Origin of the sequence: Streptomyces sp. NPDC057486 (genome assembly GCF_042802415.1) — a bacterium.
GTDB classification, from domain to species: Bacteria; Actinomycetota; Actinomycetes; order Streptomycetales; family Streptomycetaceae; genus Streptomyces; species Streptomyces yanii.
Map to the genome: position 1 here is coordinate 1 of NZ_JBHVEE010000185.1, position 16,020 is coordinate 16,020.

General features: G+C 69.7%; 13 protein-coding genes and 4 pseudogenes. 8 read left to right on the plus strand and 9 right to left on the minus strand.

All coding sequences use genetic code 11. The features are described from left to right. Positions 1–182, plus strand: a pseudogene (locus ACFU6I_RS44060) (IS5/IS1182 family transposase); the annotation flags it as partial. A 30-nt stretch (positions 183–212) separates the two neighbouring features. Here the strand turns inward: ACFU6I_RS44060 and ACFU6I_RS44065 are convergent. The 6 genes from ACFU6I_RS44065 to ACFU6I_RS44090 form a co-directional block, all read right to left on the minus strand. After that, on the minus strand, positions 213–1,346 hold the full coding sequence (locus ACFU6I_RS44065; protein ID WP_384378829.1) for an IS630 family transposase: 1,134 nt from the start codon (positions 1,344–1,346) through the stop codon (positions 213–215). A gap of 207 nt (positions 1,347–1,553) precedes the next feature. Then, on the minus strand, positions 1,554–2,321 hold the full coding sequence (locus tag ACFU6I_RS44070; RefSeq protein ID WP_384378832.1) for a response regulator transcription factor: 768 nt from the start codon (positions 2,319–2,321) through the stop codon (positions 1,554–1,556). 122 nt (positions 2,322–2,443) lie between these two features. Beyond that, the gene (locus tag ACFU6I_RS44075) at positions 2,444–5,101 is read right to left on the minus strand and encodes an FtsX-like permease family protein (RefSeq protein ID WP_384378835.1); all 2,658 of its coding nucleotides are present in this window, start codon (positions 5,099–5,101) and stop codon (positions 2,444–2,446) included. Beyond that, positions 5,098–5,811, minus strand: a complete 714-nt coding sequence (locus ACFU6I_RS44080) for an ABC transporter ATP-binding protein (protein ID WP_384378838.1) — start codon at positions 5,809–5,811, stop codon at positions 5,098–5,100. The genes ACFU6I_RS44075 and ACFU6I_RS44080 overlap by 4 nt, the downstream gene beginning before the upstream one ends. Beyond that, positions 5,808–6,506, minus strand: a complete 699-nt coding sequence (locus tag ACFU6I_RS44085) for an ABC transporter ATP-binding protein (RefSeq protein WP_384378841.1) — start codon at positions 6,504–6,506, stop codon at positions 5,808–5,810. Before ACFU6I_RS44085 ends, ACFU6I_RS44080 begins: the two co-directional genes overlap by 4 nt. Continuing rightward, complete coding sequence (locus ACFU6I_RS44090; RefSeq protein ID WP_384378842.1) at positions 6,506–7,111, minus strand: hypothetical protein; 606 nt, start codon at positions 7,109–7,111, stop codon at positions 6,506–6,508. The genes ACFU6I_RS44085 and ACFU6I_RS44090 overlap by 1 nt, the downstream gene beginning before the upstream one ends. 161 nt (positions 7,112–7,272) lie before the next feature. On the opposite strand from ACFU6I_RS44090, the gene ACFU6I_RS44095 reads away from it, so the two are divergent. After that, the gene (locus ACFU6I_RS44095; protein WP_384378845.1) at positions 7,273–8,559 is read left to right on the plus strand and encodes a histidine kinase dimerization/phospho-acceptor domain-containing protein; all 1,287 of its coding nucleotides are present in this window, start codon (positions 7,273–7,275) and stop codon (positions 8,557–8,559) included. An 85-nt stretch (positions 8,560–8,644) separates the two neighbouring features. Here ACFU6I_RS44095 and ACFU6I_RS44100 read toward each other — a convergent pair. Together ACFU6I_RS44100 and ACFU6I_RS44105 are read right to left on the minus strand one after the other, a co-directional pair. Further along, a pseudogene (locus tag ACFU6I_RS44100) lies at positions 8,645–8,905 on the minus strand (transposase); the annotation flags it as partial. A 166-nt stretch (positions 8,906–9,071) separates the two neighbouring features. Beyond that, positions 9,072–9,212 (minus strand): annotated as a pseudogene (locus ACFU6I_RS44105) (hypothetical protein); the annotation flags it as partial. A gap of 422 nt (positions 9,213–9,634) precedes the next feature. Between ACFU6I_RS44105 and ACFU6I_RS44110 the strand changes: the two are divergent. The 3 genes and pseudogenes from ACFU6I_RS44110 to ACFU6I_RS44120 all read left to right on the plus strand — a co-directional run. Next, the gene (locus ACFU6I_RS44110; RefSeq protein WP_384378848.1) at positions 9,635–10,804 is read left to right on the plus strand and encodes an AbrB family transcriptional regulator; all 1,170 of its coding nucleotides are present in this window, start codon (positions 9,635–9,637) and stop codon (positions 10,802–10,804) included. 281 nt (positions 10,805–11,085) lie between these two features. Continuing rightward, positions 11,086–11,238 (plus strand): hypothetical protein, encoded by a 153-nt coding sequence (locus ACFU6I_RS44115; protein WP_384378851.1) that lies wholly within the window; start codon positions 11,086–11,088, stop codon positions 11,236–11,238. Between the two features lie 445 nt (positions 11,239–11,683). Next, positions 11,684–11,767 (plus strand): annotated as a pseudogene (locus tag ACFU6I_RS44120) (DNA-binding response regulator); the annotation flags it as partial. A gap of 315 nt (positions 11,768–12,082) precedes the next feature. On the opposite strand, the gene ACFU6I_RS44125 reads toward ACFU6I_RS44120, so the two are convergent. Then, the gene (locus ACFU6I_RS44125; protein ID WP_384378854.1) at positions 12,083–12,409 is read right to left on the minus strand and encodes a DUF1801 domain-containing protein; all 327 of its coding nucleotides are present in this window, start codon (positions 12,407–12,409) and stop codon (positions 12,083–12,085) included. Between the two features lie 175 nt (positions 12,410–12,584). On the opposite strand from ACFU6I_RS44125, the gene ACFU6I_RS44130 reads away from it, so the two are divergent. From ACFU6I_RS44130 to ACFU6I_RS44140, 3 genes are read left to right on the plus strand one after another with little or no spacing between them, the layout of a single operon-like run. After that, a complete protein-coding gene (locus ACFU6I_RS44130; protein WP_384378857.1) occupies positions 12,585–13,238 on the plus strand; it encodes a response regulator transcription factor in 654 nt (217 codons plus the stop codon). Beyond that, the gene (locus tag ACFU6I_RS44135; RefSeq protein WP_384378860.1) at positions 13,229–14,497 is read left to right on the plus strand and encodes a sensor histidine kinase; all 1,269 of its coding nucleotides are present in this window, start codon (positions 13,229–13,231) and stop codon (positions 14,495–14,497) included. Before ACFU6I_RS44130 ends, ACFU6I_RS44135 begins: the two co-directional genes overlap by 10 nt. Positions 14,498–14,535: 38 nt before the next feature. Continuing rightward, positions 14,536–15,810 carry a hypothetical protein gene (locus ACFU6I_RS44140; protein ID WP_384378862.1) on the plus strand — a complete coding sequence of 425 codons (1,275 nt, stop codon included), beginning with the start codon at positions 14,536–14,538 and terminating at the stop codon, positions 15,808–15,810. Positions 15,811–16,020 lie beyond the last annotated feature (210 nt).

Consider the following 16,020-nt stretch of genomic DNA (forward strand, 5'->3'; position numbering starts at 1 on the left):
CCGTGAGCCACGACACCGACCTCTACAAGGAACGGAACACCGTCGAGCGCCTGATCAACAAACTGAAGGCCTGGCGGGGCATCGCCACCCGCTACGACAAGACCCCAGAAAGCTACCTCGCAGGCCTCCACCTTCGCGCCTCGATGATCTGGATCAAGGACCTCACACGGACCGCCCATTGATCACAACCAAATACGCGCCCTAGTGCCGCATCAGGCAACGTTTGCCCTGTCGACGAGGGCTTGTAGGCGTTGGTCCTCGGCATGGCGGTTTCGCCAGATGATGTAGCGGCGGATCATGCTGCCCTGCGTCTTGTGGTCGGCGTGGTCCGTGCCGTCGAGGGTGAAGTAGCGCAGGGCCGTGAACTGGGCCTCGATGCGGTTGAGCCAGGAGCTGTTGGTCGGTGTGTAGGCGATCTCGACGTTGTTCGCGTCGGCCCAGGTACCGACCCGCTGGCACCTTTTCGTGGTCAGGTGCGGGGAGAAGTTGTCGACCACGATCGCGATCCTGATGTCGGCCGGGTAGAGGCTGCGCAGGTAGCGGCAGAATTCCAGGAACTGGGTACGCCGCTTGACCGGTTTGATGTGGCCGTAGAGCTTGTCCTTGGACAGGTCCAGGGCAGCGAACAGGTGCCGCACCCCGCCATAACGGTTGTAGGTCGCTCGGCCCCGTCGGCGCGGTTCGCGATCCGGGTTCTTGTGCTTGCCGCCTTGCGCGGCCCACTGCCGGCCCGGATGGGGCAGCAGGTTGAGCGGCCCGAACTCGTGCATGCAGAAGATGACTTCGGGTTCGCCGTCCTCGGGTATGACTTCGCCGTCGGCGATCGCGTAGAGGTGCTCGACGCGCGCCTTCTTGGCCGCGTAGTCGGGGTCCCGGGAGGTATTCCAGGTCTTCAGGCGTTGAAAGGAGACGCCTTCCTCGCGGAGCAGGATGCGCAGGCCCTCGTGGCTGATGTCGTCGACCACCCCCTCGGCGACCAGGAAGTCCGCCAGTTTGGACAGGCTCCAGGTTGAGAATGGCAAGTCGTGCTCGGTGGGCCTGGACTTCGCGATCTTCTTGATCTCGCGGCGTTCGGGCAGCGTGAACGTCTTCGGCCGGCCACCGGAGTACTTCGGATACAAAGAGTCGAAACCGTCGGCGTTGAAGTTGTGGATCACGTCCCGCACCCGGTCGTCGCTGGTGAACGACACCTCGGCAATCTTTGCCACCGGCATGCCCTGCGCGGACAGCAGCACCATCTGGGCCCGCCGCCAGGTCACCACCGACCCGGTCCCCCTGCGAATGATCCGCAGAAGCCGCCGCCCCTCATCGTCATCAATCTCTCGGACACGTACTCGTTCTGCCACCCGGACAGAATGACGCCCACGCGCCGTTCGCCACAGCACCCGGAAGGCGCGTCACCTCACAACAGGGCAAACGTTGCCTGATGCGGCACTAGCTTGTACCGCGCCTTTGCTGTCGATGACTTGCACGGTGATGTCACCTTCGGCGGACGCGGGGAGGGGGGTGAGTTTGCCGTTGTCGACGGCTGCGACGACGTCCTGCCCAGTGCGTTACTTGTCCGGTTCTGCCCGAGGTACCGGGCCGGGCGGGAGGGCCTCTAGCCGGTAGCCGTGACCGCGCAGTGTGGTGATCTGCGGCAGGGCCGGGGAGCGGGGCGAGGCGTTGGTAGCCGCTTCGTTGAGGCGTCGGCGTAGTGAGGCCAGCGTGACGTCCAGGGTTTTGGTGGGTCCGAACCAGTTCTCGTCCCAGACCTGCGCCATCAGGGTTTCGCGGGAGACGGCGGCACCCGCGTTCCGGGCGAGGACGGCGAGCAGTTCGAATTCCTTGGGCCGCAGCGCGACCTCGTCGGCGGCGAGAAGGCAGCGCCGTGCGGAGGTGTCGACGGTCAGGTCTCCGACGCGAATCGGCCCTTCCTCCGGAGTTGAGCTGGGTGGGCGGCGGCGCAGGTGGGCACGGAGACGGGCCAGCAGCACGGTCAGGGTGAACGGCTTGACCAGGTAGTCGTCGGCTCCGGCGTCGAGGCCTGCGATGACGTCGATCTCGTCGCTGCGAGCGGTGAGGATGACGATGAGCAGCTCGGGGAATTCGGTGCGCAGGGTGCGGGCGATGTCGATGCCGTCGACGTCGGGCAGACCAAGGTCGAGCAGCACAACGTCCTGGGTGGTGGCGCGGGCCTCGGCCAGTGCGTTGATGCCGGTGCGGCACCAGGTTGTGTGGTAGCCGTGGCCGCGCAGTCCGGCATCCAAGTGCCGTCCGATGGTGTCGTCGTCCTCGACGACCAGGACGTGGGTCCCCTCTGGGGGTGCGGGCGCGCGCATGCCCCGAAGCGTAGGGGCCGCCTGAGGCGAGGGCGGGCGGCGCCGCTGGTCGTGAACGAACGAGACCGGGACGGGCGCCGTTGGGGGTAGAGCGGTGCCCGCCCCGGCCGGTGGGATGGCCCTCACAGTTCGCGCAGCTCCTCGACGGCTGGGCGGGAGGAGCCGCGGGCGGCATTCACGGCTGCCGCGGCGATCGCTGTGACAGCGGCCCCGAGGGTGAGGGCGAGGTACGTCCAGGGGACGGCGATCGCGGACGGGGGTGGGTCGAAGACGCCGGTGAGGACCTTGACGAGCATCTGGGACAGGGACCAACCGATGAGCGCGCCGCCGGCCAGGCCGCCGGCTGTCATGACCGCCGCCTCGCTGAGGACTAGTCCGCGCAGCTGGCGCCGGGTGGCCCCCAGGACAGTGGCGATGGCGAAGGTACGCCGGCGTTCGGCCAGGCCCAGGGCCAGGACGATGCCGCCGGAGGCGGCGGCCAGCAGGACCGCGAAGCCCAGCTCGATGCGGGTGAGTCCGGCCAGGTCGACCGAGGTGAGGCTGGAGCCGACCGCGGAGCGGGTCTGGGTGACGTCGGTGACGGTCGCGGAGGTGCCCACCTGCTGGCGCAGCTGGGTGGCGACGCTCTTTTGGTGGGTGCCGCCGGTGTCGACGAGGAACGCGCCTACCGCGTTGCTGCCGGTGGTCTTGGCGATGTAGCTCGCGTTGGCGATGAAGAAGCTGTCCTTGGGTGCGGTGGGGAACTCCTTGACGATGCCCGCGTAGTGGAAGGGCACGGTGTGCAGGGCCTTGGTTCGGCTGTCCTGCAGGCGCAGGTTCACCGTGTCGCCCGGGGTGAGCTGGAAGTCCTTGACGGTCTCCTGGCTGACCAGGAGGGAGTCGGGTCGGGCTGCGAGCTTGTTCATGAGGCTCTTGGCGGTGCCGCCGGCGAAGTAGGCGTCCTGCAGGGAGGTGGCGGAGGTGATGGTGGAGGGCTGGACCCCGTACAGGTCCTGCAGGTCGGCGCCGACGTAGGCGAAGCGGTGCTGGAGGGGTTCGACGTGCCGTACGCCGGCCACCTTCAGGGCGGAGCCGGCGCCGGGGCCGACGCTGACGCCGGGTGACTGGGTGACGGTGACGTCGGCGCCGTTGGTGAGCTGTGCGTCGACCTCTGCCTGCTGCTTGTAGGTGGCGTTGAAGGTGGCGGTGGAGGCGGCGAAGGAGATGGCGAGTGCGAGGAGCACGATCGCGCGGGCCAGCGGGCGGCGCTGACGGGACATGCTTGCCGCCGTAGTGCCGGCGAGGGTGCCGGTCAGGGGCCGGGCAAGGCTCGCCAGCGGCCTGCGTCCGTGGGCCAAGACCAGGGTGGCCAGGCGCCACAGCAGCAGAGCGGCGCCGAACCAGAGCAGCGCGGGCCCGAGGAAGGCCCAGTACGACACCGAGATGCTCGCCACGCCCTCCGGGGCCAGGACCAGGGCGTACTGGTTGCCGCTGGAGGCCCGGAAGACCAAGAGGGATGCGGCCAGCAGGATGAAGTCCACGCCGAAACGCATCCACCACGGGGAGCGGGCGCGGCCGACGACCTTGCGGGCAGCGGCGACGGTGCTGGTGCGCAGGTCACGCAGCGCGGGCACCAGCACCGCTGCGGCGGCCACGGCCAGCCCCAAAATGAGGGCGAGGGCGAACCAGCCCGCCGCCGAGGCGGTACTCGCGCCGAACGAGGCGGTGCCGAACGCGGTCCGCCCGGCGACGGCGGCGATGCCCACCCCGAGCACGCCGCCGGCTATACCGACCACGCCCGCCTCCGCGCTGGCCGTGGTGGCGACCTGGCGGGGCCGCAGCCCGCGGGTGCGCAGTAGGGCCTGCTCACGGCGGCGCCGGTCGGCGCCCGCGCCGGCCACGGCGGCGGTCAGCAGTGCGGCGAGGACCGCGCCGGGCACACCCAGGAACAGGAACAGGATCTGCGCGTACAGCGCGTCCTGGCGGGCTGCGTCGAGGGCGGCTCCGAGGTTGTCGCCGACGACCGCTGCGCCGGAGGCGCGGGCCTCCAGGTTGTGTGCGGCGGCAGTGACGGAGGTGTAGGCGGCGGCGGGGTCGGCGGGCAGGGGAGCATTGCGGGCGATGTGGATCTGGGTGGTGAAGGCGGCCGGGTCGATTGCTCTGACCGGCGCGGTCAATGTGTTGAACATGGCGGCCGGCAGCAGGATGACGTTGTCGGGCGGGGCTGCGGGCTGGGACTGAGGCGGGGCGCCGACCTTCTGGAACAGCGAGTCGGCCTGCGGCAGGTCGACCACTCCGGCCACCTTCACCTTCGCCGGCCCGGTGCCGGGCAGGGTGACGGTGACCGTGTCACCAGCGGCGACGTGCAGGTTCGCCGCGGTCTGCTGGGCGATCAGGACCCCTGAGGTCGCGCCGGTCAGCTGGCGGATCTCTTTGGGGAACGTGGCCCGGTAGGTGGCGGGCAGACCCAGGACGACACCGGGGCCGGTGCTCTGGGTGCTGCCCGCGCTGGTGGCCTGGAAGCCGGTGCTGCGGGCGAACCCGACGCTCTGGGCACTCTGGACGCCGGACGCGGCCTTCACGATGTTCAGGACCGTATTGGGGTCGGCGCCGGGCTGAACCTGGACCTGCCAGTCCACCGCGACCGAGCGCACCGCGCGGCCGGTCATGGTGGACTTCGACGCGGTCAGGAACGAGCCCAGGGACGCCACCAGGGCAACGGCGAGGGCGATACCGAACGCGGTGGCGATCAGCCGTCCCCCGCACCGGCGGAGCAGTCCGCCGATCCAGGTGATGATCATGACGGGTCTCCCTGGGGTGCTGCTGCCGCGGATTGCCGGTGCGGCTCGGGCGCCGGGTACAGGCGGCCCTCGTGCATCGGCCACCGTTCGCCGAGGCGCTGGGCGACGGTGGGGTCGTGGGTGGTGACCACCAGGGCGGCGCCGATCTCGTCGGCGGTCGCCAGGAGCACGTCGATGATGTGCTGGCCGGTGGCGCGGTCCAGCTGCCCGGTGGGTTCGTCCGCCAGGACCAGGCGCGGCCGCAGGGCCAGCACGCGGGCGATGGCCACGCGCTGGGCCTGGCCCCCGGACAGTTCCTCGGGCAGCTTGCCGGCCAGGTCGTCGGCCGCGACCAGACTCAGGGAGTCCAGGGCCCGGCGGCGGGCCAGCTCCTCCGGGATACCGGCCAGGACCAGGGGCAATGCGGCGTTCTCCGCCACATCCAGCGCCGGGATCAGGCTGGGCCCCTGGAAGATGACGCCCACCTGCCCCGTCACCGGCCCTTCGGTCAGACCGGGCCAGGTCACCTCGCCGGCGGTGGGCTTTTCGAGGGCGGCCATCAGGTGCAGCAGGGTGGACTTGCCGGAACCCGAGGGCCCGGTGATCGCGATCCGGTCACCGGCGCGGACCTGGCAGGTCGCTCCGTGCACCGCGACGACCGCGGCAGGCCCCTGACCGTAGGTGCGGGCGGCGTCCTGGCAACGGACGAGCACCTCTGGTTGGGTGGTCATGACACGACCCTTCCGTCACGCAAGGTGATGACCCGGTCGGCGATCTTGACGGCTTCGGGGCTGTGGGTGACGAGCAGCACCCCGCCGCCTGCCTGCGCGCGGTCGCGCAGCAGGGCGAGGATGCGCTGCTCGGTGATGCCGTCCAGTTCCCCGGTCGGCTCATCCGCGAGGAGGATGTCCGGGTCATTGGCCAGCGCGACGGCCAGCCCCGCGCGGGCGAGTTCCCCGCCGGCCAGCTCCTGCGGCAGGGCGCGGGCCCGGTGCCCGAGCCCGACCTGCTCCAGCAGCTCCGCGATGGACTGCCTGCTGGCGCGGGGGGCGGCGGTGCGGGCGAGGCGGATGTTGGCGCCGATGTCGAGGTGGGCGATGAGGTTCCCGGACTGCAGCAGGACACCGATCCGGCGAGCTCGGACGTGGGCCCGCTCGGCCTCTGGGCGGTGACTGATCCGCTCCCCGCCGACGTGGACGGTACCGCCGTCGGGTTCGTCCAGCCCGGCCAGACAGGCCAGCAGGGTGGACTTGCCCGACCCGGACGGTCCGATGACCGCGACGCTCTCCCCGCGTCGCACCTCAAGGGCGACTCCGCGCAGCGCCAGGGTTTCCTCCTCGCCCGCCCGGTAGAACCGGTACAAGTCCCGCGCCGTCAGCGCGTCAGTATCCGTGGACTGCTGGGTGAGCGTGCCGGAGGTGTTCATCACTGCCACCGGAAGGAGTCGGTGACGATACGCCACGGGTCCACGTTGTCGGCGCCGACCGGCCCGGACAGCGTCAGGTCGACCTGCCGGCCGCCCTGGAAGAAGGAGTAACGCTCGAAGGCGTCGTGCACGGCCTTGCCGGTCACCGCATCGGGGGCGCTGTCGCCCTGGTAGGTGAGCAGGACGGCCTGCATGGCTGGGCGGGAGACGACGGTGACCTTCCCCATCTGGAACTTTGGCACCTGCCGTTGCAGAACAGGCACCACGGCGGACTTCACCGACTGCGGTGCCGGAGCGGCCTTGGCGTTACCGGAGGCGATCTCGATCCGGTTCAGCTTGTCCGTGAAGGTGACCGTGCTGCCGGTGGCGGTGCGGGCCCAGCCCTCGGGCACCTTGACGGTGAACCCGCCCCCGGCGGGTTGGTAGGCGATATACGCCTGGTTGTCAGGGATGTCCCCGGCAGGATTGGATTCCGCCGGTGCCGGCTTCGTGCTGCTGGTCGTGCTGCCGCTGGGCGGTGCGGAACTGCTGCCGCTGCCGCATCCCGCCACCACCCCGCCGGTCAGGGCGAGGGCGGCAAGGGAAAGAACGAGTGTGCGTCGCATGATCGTGGTGCCCTTCACGAGTGAGGCGGACGGCCATACCTGTGACGCTAGGCAGCCGCCGGTTAACGCCCTGCTTGAGCACGGTTAGACGAGGGCAAAACCGCACTCCCAGGGGCCTGCCGGACCGCTCCATGAGGCCGTCTGCCCTCATGATGGGCGGCATGAGACAGCGTGTGGTCCGCATGGCCTTGCTGGCCGCCTCGGTGGCCCTTGTCCTGCTGGCCGTGCCGCTCGCCGTGGCGATCCGGGCATCGTTCTTCGCCGACGAACGCGGCGAACTGGAGCGTGATGCCATGGCCGCCGTCATCCGCGTGAGCCCCGACTTCGCCGCCGGCGACCCCGTCGAACTACCCCCGCGGCAATCCGAGGGACGGCTCGGCGTCTACGACACGGCGCTGCGCCTACGTGCCGGAACGGGCCCGAGCACGGCCGATACCACCACCCGCCGCGCGCTCGCCGGCACCATGGTGCAGCAGAACACCGGTAGCGAACTCGTCGCCGCCGTCCCCGTCTCCCACAACGAACGCGTCATCGGCGTGGTCCACGCCGCCATCAGCACCCGCAGCGTGTGGAACCGGATCCTGGCGGCCTGGGCTGCCCTGCTGACCGCGGCCCTGATCGCACTTGGCGCCGCCATCCTCGTCGCCCGACGGCAGGCCCGCGCCCTCACCGCCCCGCTGGAATCCCTCTCCCGCACCTCCCTGGCCATCGCCGATGGCGACCTCAGCGCCCGGGCCGCCACCTGCGGCATCAACGAAATCGACCAAGTGGCCGACACCCACAACGCGATGGTCCAGCGCCTGGCCCAGCTGCTGCACCATGAGAAGAACTTCACCGCCAATGCCTCCCACCAGCTCCGCACCCCCCTCACCGGCCTCCAACTCGGCCTGGAACAGGCCCTGACCACCCCCGCCACCAACCTGCGCGCCGCCATCGAAGATGCACTGGAGCATGCCCGGCACCTCAACGACACCATCGATGAGGTCCTCCAACTCGCCCAAGCCGAAACCACCACATTCTCACGCACCACATTCCAGCCCGTCGGCGAACTTCTGGAACGCGCCGAACGCCGATGGCACGGCCCCCTCGCCCAGGACGGACGCCGCATCCGATTCACCCTCGACCCCGCCGCCACAACCCTGCCCGTCCCTGGCCGCACCACCGAGCAGATCCTCGACATCCTCCTCAACAACGCCCATCGGCACGGCCGCGGCACCGTCACGGTCACCCTGCGCGACATGGGAGCGGCCCTCGCCCTCGACATCACCGACGAAGGAAACCTCGCCCTCCACCCGAAGGCTCTCTTCGAACGGGGCACCACCACCGGGCCCGGTGAGGGAATCGGACTCGCCCTCGCCAAAGACCTGGCCGACAACGCCGGAGCCCGGCTCAGCCTGACCCACACAGCACCGACGACATTCACCCTGCTTCTCCCACACACGGAATGACAGCAGCCCCGCCCAGACAGCGAACGTCCCCTCGACTGCGCGTACGCACTTGGCCAGCGCCCGAGCAGGTCGACAAGCGCCATGCCACGTCACCGGTCTCGTCGACGACCAGCACCGCTGCATCGTCGTGGAGGTGCTCGACGACGTATGCGCGCACGTCATCACGGACGGCATCGGCATCCCAGATGGCCCGGCACAACAGATGCTGCATGCCGTGCGGGCCGGCCTCCCCGGCCCACTCCGCGATCGCCCAGCAGTTCTTGCGCGGCAGGTCCGACAGCAGGCCCAACACCAACCGCCCAGCCCGCAGCCGTGGTTCGACCCGGGCGATCCGGCCCATGACCATCTCGAACGCCCCCGGCCAGCGGGCGGGATCTAGCTTTGACCTGCGGCCACCGGCTCGTCGTTGGTCCACACAACTCACGATGATCAACGGTGGCCGCACCGGCTGAGCACACGGGATCGTAGAAGGTGCCGCGGCGGTCGCGTGCCTCCACCAGGCCGTCAGTGAACAACACCAGGGCCGCGTCGTGCGGCAGGGTGTACCGATCGACCGGTACCCGGGTGCGGCCCAGGGGGCAGGGACGGGGCAGACGGCCCCAGCGGACTTGCGCGGCCCTGGTGGACGAGGAGCGGCGCCGGGTGTCCCGGATTGATCACGTATAGGGCGGAGCCGTCGTTGAGGACGTCGATTCAGTGCCCTCCTCCTCGGCATCGATCCTCTGCGCAAGCTCCTCCAGACGGTCGACCACGTCGGGTCAAGGCGGGGATGTGAGCCGCGGCCTCGTAGAAGGCGCCGAGCAGCCTGTTGACGATTCGGACCGCGCCCAGCCCCTTCCCCCGCACGTCGGCAATCATCATCCGAGCGCTGTCGGGTGTGGGGTGGATGGCGTAGAGGTCGCCACCGATGGCAGCCTCCCCACCACATGGAGCAGGTGTGGGTGTTTGACTCGCCCACGACATTCCGACAATTCAGACATTGTTCCCTTTTGGTACTTTTGATTGTGCGGGTCGCGCCACGCGGCGAAGAAGATGAGCATTTCGGTCGTAGAGATCGGTGCCGACAAGGAGATCAGTGCCCTTCCCTACCACCCTGCTTGGTTCTGCCCGATCATCGGCGCCCCTGCGCACAGCGGCGGCCTCACCTGCCGTTCGGTGGCTGCTGCTGGCTACCGTGTGCTATTTCCTCGGCAATGCCGCCCAATGGGCCGGCGTCCCGGCCGCGCACCTGCTGACCGCGCTGGGCGTGGGTGTGATCGCGTCACTGACAGGCATCATGCGGTCGCGGTTTCCCACGCGTGCAAACCGTTCGGCGCAAGCGGTGGCCGGCGTGCTCATGGGCAGCTACCTCGACCCCGGGGCGGTACGGTCCGTGGCCGGCTCGATCGGACCGCTGGCCGGCGTGACGCTGGCCACAGTCGTTCTGTGCCTCGGCGTCGCGCTGATACTCCCGCGCCTGACCCGGATGAGCCATAGCGACGCCGTCCTTGGAATGGTCCCCGGCGGGTCCGCGGCGATCATCGCCTGCGCCGACGACCTGGACGCGGACAGCCGGGTGGTGGCGTTCATGCAGTACCTGCGGGTCGGCATGGTGGCCGCCTCCGCGCCGGTCGTCATACTGGCCCTTCACACTGCTGCGCACGCCGGGAACCCCGCTCACGCCCGGCCGTTCGGATCCGCCCTGCTGCCGGACTCCCTGGCCCTGGTGAATTCCTCCACCTTGGCAGGTCTGCTCGTCCTGGCCGCGCTCTGCACGCTCGGCGGCAGCCTCGGACGCCGGCTGAGGCTGCCAGCGCCCATGCTGCTGGGCCCCATGCTGCTGACCGCAGTCGGCGTGTTCACCGGCGCTGCGCACGGGTTCCAGCCGGTCGGGCCGCTCCAGGACGCGGTCTTCGTGGTGATCGGCCTGGAGGTGGGCTCGCGCTTCACCCGCCCCACGCTGCGCCACGTCGGACGCATGCTGCCGTATGTACTGACCGCAACCTTCACCGTCTGCCTGATGTGCGCCGCGCTTGCTGGCGCGCTGGCCGCCGCGGTCGGCATCTCCTTCAACGACGCCTACCTGGCTACCACTCCCGGCGGCATCAACGCGGTCCTCGCCACTGCCGCGTCACTGCATTCCAACGTCGCCCTCATCTCCACCTCTCAGAGCCTTCGGCTCTTCCTCGTGGTGATGCTCACACCGTTGCTCATCCGCTGGGTGACGAGCTACGGAGCCCGGACCGTGCGCAGGCACACAGCGTGAGCGGGCGCACCGGCGGACCGCGCCTGGTGATCCCGCTCGATGAGGTCTACGCGACCATGAGTCGGCCGCTGTGGGGAGAAGACCCGGCGCAAGGGAGCCCCCAAGAGGAGATCCGCCCCGGACACGCTCGCGGAGATCCTGTTCATGGGCCGTCGGGTCCGTCTGCACGTCCTGCTGGGGCATGACCCAGGTGCGCCAGAAACCGGACACGGGACGATCTTGGAGTTCTGAGCGTCTCCGCCGTCACCCGTTCGGCCCAGCGTCGTTGGTGGTGACGTTGGATGTCGTCCGAGGCCGGGGTGGGCTGTGACCTCGATCGAGACCACGAACTCGGCCTCCAGCCCAAGGCGTACGACCCGCACCTCGACGTCGACTTCACCCCGCTGCGCGGCGACGACCCGCCCGGAGCCGACGGCTACGTACAGGCCGCCTGACGCGGGCACCCTCAGCGGCCCCGGCCGACCACGGCGAAGCAGAGCCCCTGACGCTGCAACGCGGAAATGCAACACAGCTCCGCGTTACACCCCTGAACTGGGCAAAAGCCCACCCGCACGGCTCGCGGTGCGCGCGTTGCACCCCGCGTTGCAGGCACCCGTGGCCGTCGCGGCCGTGTCATTGGCTGCCAGTAGCGTGACCACGCACCGACGACATCGACGTCATCACCGGTCTGGACGCCGGAGCTGACGACTACCTCGTCAAACCCTTCAGCCTGACCGTGCTCCTTCCCCGGCTCCGCGCCCATCTGCGCCGCAGAACCCTCGCCTCCCCACCATCGAACCAGTCGCGCTCGGCGACCTCGTCCTAGACGAGATAGCCCGCCGCTGCACCCTGCACGGCGTCGACGTCCCCCTGCGCCCCAAAGAGTTCGAACTGCTCGCCCTGCTCGGCCGGCACGCCGGCGAGGCCGTCTCCCACAAGACACTCATGGCGGAGATCTGGAACGAGAACTGGTTCGGCTCCACCAAAACCCTCGACGTCACCATGGCCGGACTGCGCCGCCGCACCACCGCCGCGAAGTCGTCACCCCGCCCCGCACGCCTGCCGCAGCGAGTACCGGCACCCGGTTCCCGCAGGCCGAGGCCAACAGCATCATCGCCCGCCGGAACCGCACCGAACTGGTGCTGCCCCGGCGCACGATCTGCTGCAGACAGGCTGTGCCACCACACCCCCAACGATCAGGCCAACGGACGTCACCGCACATCCAACCGCGACGGCGGAACGCGGTCGGGCCGTCCAGAGTCCGCCTGGCTGTGCCTGCGTGCAGGGCCGGGTCCCCGGTCAGACCTTCAGCGTGGCACGGATGAGAGCGCGCAGTTCATCGTCAGTGACGGCCGCCATGTCCGTGGATCGCAGCCGAACGGTGGCCTTTCCGCTGATGAGCGTGGGATGGCGGGAGCTGAAGCCACCATCGCGGTCTGTTCCCCACCCGTAGATCGAGACGCCGTGAATGTGCAGCCTGCGCTTGTCGACCCGGTAGGTGGGCATTCCGTAGGACAGCGCCACGCTCGTCTGCGGGAATTCCTCCAGGATCAGCCCCCTCACGCGGTCGAAGAGCGAGCGGTGACCTGGCGCAATGGCGTCGATGTACTCCTGCACAGAGTTCATGCGACCCATTGTGGTCCTCCCGCGAACCCCCACTGCTGCGGCTCGGCCGGTCGCGCCCGACCGTCGCGGCTTCATGACCGGGCAGGGGCGTGCGGCACCAGCGGCCTGCTCCCGACCCTCAGGTGGCTGACCAGGGCAGATGGAGAACTGGGACGGGAGTATCTAGGGTCAGCACGTGGCTTTCATCATGGTGTGCGAAGACGACGCGGCGGTCCGTGGCGTCCTCAAGCGCGCCCTGGAGTACGACGGTCACACCGTCTCGGTCGCCGCCACGGCCGCCAGCCTGCTGCGGCAGCTCGCACCGGCGCCCCATCTGGTCGTCCTGGATCTCGGGCTCCCGGACGCCGACGGCCGCGACGTCTGCCTGGCCCTCCGGGCTCGCGGCGTCGACGCGCCGGTGTTGATGCTCACCGCCTTGGACGGCCTGCATCACAAGGTGGGCGGCTTCGAGGCCGGCGCCGACGACTACATGACCAAACCCTTCGACATCCCGGAACTGCTGGTCCGCGTCCGGGCGCTGCTGCGCCGGGCCACCGTGGCGCCCGCACCGCGCGAGGTCGTCCTCGATCCGGCGAAGCACGTGGTGACCTACGATTCGGTGAGCATGAGCCTGACCCCGACCGAGTTCCGGCTGCTGGGCCGCCTGATCGCCTCGCAGGGCGACGCGGTACGCCGCCACGCCCTCATCGCCGCCGGCTGGCCGCACGGGGCGCAGGTCAGCGACAACACCCTCGACTCCTTCGTGCGTCGGCTGCGGGCCAAGCTCGGTCCGCTGGGTGTGGCCGAGCGTCTGGCGACCGTCCGCGGTGTGGGCTACCGATGGCAGTGACGGGATTCCGGAGCAGGGTCGTCGCGCTCACTGTGCTGATCGCCACCGCCGTGGTGGCGATACTGGTCGTGGTCTCGCACGTGCTGCTGAGCGGGGTGACGGACGCCGACGCGCACGATCTGGCACGTACTCGCGCCGAGGCGGTCGCGGCGAACGTCACCGTCGAGGGCGGCCGTGTCGTGCTGACGGAGAACAGCAGCGAGGCGCTGGACGAGGTCGCCTGGGTGTATGCCGACGGCCGCCTGATCGACGGGAACGTGCCGCCGAGCGTGGTCGATCGCGTCGAGGAGCTGGCGGGCTCGGGGCGATCGCAGACCGCGTCGGTCGGCGATTACCTCTTGTACGCGCGGCAGGTCCCGATCGACGGCCACCACGTCATGGTGATCGTCCGGGTGGACCTCACGCCCTACGAGACATCCGAGCAGCGCAGCCTGACCTTGTCGCTGATACTGGGCGGCCTCACGATCCTCCTCGCCGGCGGTGTTGCGCACCTCGTGGTGCGCCGCGCGCTGCGGGTCGTGCAGGAGATGGCCGCGCTCGCCGACGACTGGGGCCATCACGAACCCGGGCGCCGCTTCAACCTCGGAGTCCCACGCGACGAGTTCGGGGAACTGGGGCGGACCCTGGACCACCTCCTGGAGCGCGTCGACAACGCGCTGGCGGACGAGCGCCGGCTCACCGATGAGATCGCCCACGAGCTGCGGACACCGCTCACGGTCCTGCGGGCCGAGGCGCAACTGGCCCAGCTGTCCGGCGAGCCGGTGGCGCCGGAGGCGGTGCTGAGCGAGGTCGACCGCCTCGATACGGCGATCACGACGATTCTGCGCGCCGCGCGCGCACGGACCGACGACGAGGCCCGGTGCGATCTGCGCTCCGCCGCGCGGCAGGCGATCGGCGGCCGGGCGGTCGAGGTCGCCTTTCCCTCGAAGGTCGAGGTCGCCGTGGCGGCCGACGTCGCCGTGTCGCTGCTGTCGCCCCTGCTGGAGAACGGCCTGCGGCATGCGCGGTCGCGTGTGTGGATCACCGCGCACGTCCAGGGTGAGGCAATCGTGGTCGATGTCCTGGACGACGGCCCCGGGTTCGATTCCGCGGAGGTCGACCGGGTCTTCGAAGCGGGTGTGACCGGCGGCGGCGGGTACGGGCTGGGGCTGCCGGTGGTCCGGCGCATCGCCACCTCGGCCGGTGTGGAGGTCCGCGCGATCGCGGACGGCCGCGGTCACGTAGAGGTGACACTCCCGGCCGCGCGTGCGGCCACGTAGTCAGGTTGCTTGCAGGTTCGCCGTGTAAACCTCCCTGCATGACAACGACAACGGAAGCGCGCACGCGCAGCGGGCGCCTCATGCTCAACAAGGTCCCCGAGGTCACCATCTGGTTCTGGGTGATCAAGATCCTGTGCACCACCGTGGGTGAGAGCTTCGCCGACTGGATCAACATGAAGCTGGGCGTCGGCCTGGTGAACACGGCCTGGATCTTCACCGCGGTGTTCGTGGTGGTCCTGGCCATCCAGTTGCGGCTGAAGCGGTACGTCCCGTTCCCGTACTGGCTGACCGTGGTCGTTGTCAGTGTCACGGGCACGCTGTACACCGACATCCTCACCGACCAGCTCAACGTGCCGCTGTGGATCAGCTCCGCCGTGTTCTCGGTCCTGCTCGCCGTGGTCTTCGGCGTGTGGTGGCTGCGCGAGCGCACCCTCTCGATCCACTCGGTCACGACGCTTCCGCGTGAGTCGTTCTACTGGCTCGCCGTTCTCGTCACCTTCGCGCTCGGCACCGCGACCGGCGACTGGACCCTCGAGCTCACCGGCTGGAGCCCGGGCGCCTCGGTGCTGCTGCCGCTCGGCCTCATCGCGGCGATCACGGCGCTGTGGAGGTTCGGCGCGAACCCGGTGCTGTCCTTCTGGCTCGCCTACATCCTGACCCGCCCGCTGGGCGCGAACATCGGTGACTGGCTCGCCTCCCCCAAGGTCGCCCAGAACCCGGGCGACCCGACCGGTCTCGCGCTGGGCACGTTCACCACCAGCCTGATCTTCCTCGGCCTGATCCTGGCGACGGTGGTCTACCTGACGGTGACGCGCTCGGATGTGACCGAGACCCACGAGGCGACCCACGCCGCACCAGTCACCAGCGACCCGCGCAAGGAGCGCGTCGGGCTTGCCGGCTTCGGGGTGCTGGCCGTCGCCACCGCGGGCCTGCTGGTCTGGGCCCATGGTCAGCCGCACGTCGGCCCGGCGCCGGAGACCGACACCACCTCCGCCGTCCAGATGGCTCCCGGCCAGGCGGTGAAGAACTTCCCGCCCGCGAAGGTCGGCGCGCTGCGGACCCTCGCCTCCACCTCGCTCAAGGACGCACACTCGGGGAACGCGACCGGCGCGCACGCGGCCGCCCAGTCGCTGCGTGACCTGTGGGACGCCGACCAGGCGTCGTTGCAGCCGCTGGACAACACCGGCTGGACCTCCATCGATGCCCAGATGGACAAGGTGCTCAAGACCTTCGGTATCGATCACTCGAACCCGCCGATGTCGCCGGCGCAGCAGGAGAAGGAACTGAACGCCCTCCTGACGGACATGGGCTGACAGACCGCACAGCGCCCGGCCGGCCCACCCGGCCGACGTCGTTCCTGGACAATCCCCTGTTCACCACGCTTGCGGCACGGTCGATCCAGCCGAATGGCACCATCGGCCGACGAGGCCTAGGTGTACTGACCCGTGAGGTTGGGGACGCGGCTGGCGGGTGGTTGACCCTTGAGCGCGGTGTGTCCGCGGTGGTGATTGTAGGTGTGCAGC

What these genes read in the sequence shown, in the direction of transcription:
- ACFU6I_RS44070 (WP_384378832.1), bottom strand. Translation starts at nt 2,321, where the DNA reads ATGCGCGCGCCCGCACCCCCAGAGGGGACCCACGTCCTGGTCGTCGAG.
- ACFU6I_RS44075 (WP_384378835.1), bottom strand. Translation starts at nt 5,101, where the DNA reads ATGATCATCACCTGGATCGGCGGACTGCTCCGCCGGTGCGGGGGACGG.
- ACFU6I_RS44080 (WP_384378838.1), bottom strand. Translation starts at nt 5,811, where the DNA reads ATGACCACCCAACCAGAGGTGCTCGTCCGTTGCCAGGACGCCGCCCGC.
- ACFU6I_RS44085 (WP_384378841.1), bottom strand. Translation starts at nt 6,506, where the DNA reads ATGAACACCTCCGGCACGCTCACCCAGCAGTCCACGGATACTGACGCG.
- ACFU6I_RS44090 (WP_384378842.1), bottom strand. Translation starts at nt 7,111, where the DNA reads ATGCGACGCACACTCGTTCTTTCCCTTGCCGCCCTCGCCCTGACCGGC.
- ACFU6I_RS44095 (WP_384378845.1), top strand. Translation starts at nt 7,273, where the DNA reads ATGAGACAGCGTGTGGTCCGCATGGCCTTGCTGGCCGCCTCGGTGGCC.
- ACFU6I_RS44115 (WP_384378851.1), top strand. Translation starts at nt 11,086, where the DNA reads ATGTCGTCCGAGGCCGGGGTGGGCTGTGACCTCGATCGAGACCACGAA.
- ACFU6I_RS44125 (WP_384378854.1), bottom strand. Translation starts at nt 12,409, where the DNA reads ATGAACTCTGTGCAGGAGTACATCGACGCCATTGCGCCAGGTCACCGC.
- ACFU6I_RS44135 (WP_384378860.1), top strand. Translation starts at nt 13,229, where the DNA reads ATGGCAGTGACGGGATTCCGGAGCAGGGTCGTCGCGCTCACTGTGCTG.
- ACFU6I_RS44140 (WP_384378862.1), top strand. Translation starts at nt 14,536, where the DNA reads ATGACAACGACAACGGAAGCGCGCACGCGCAGCGGGCGCCTCATGCTC.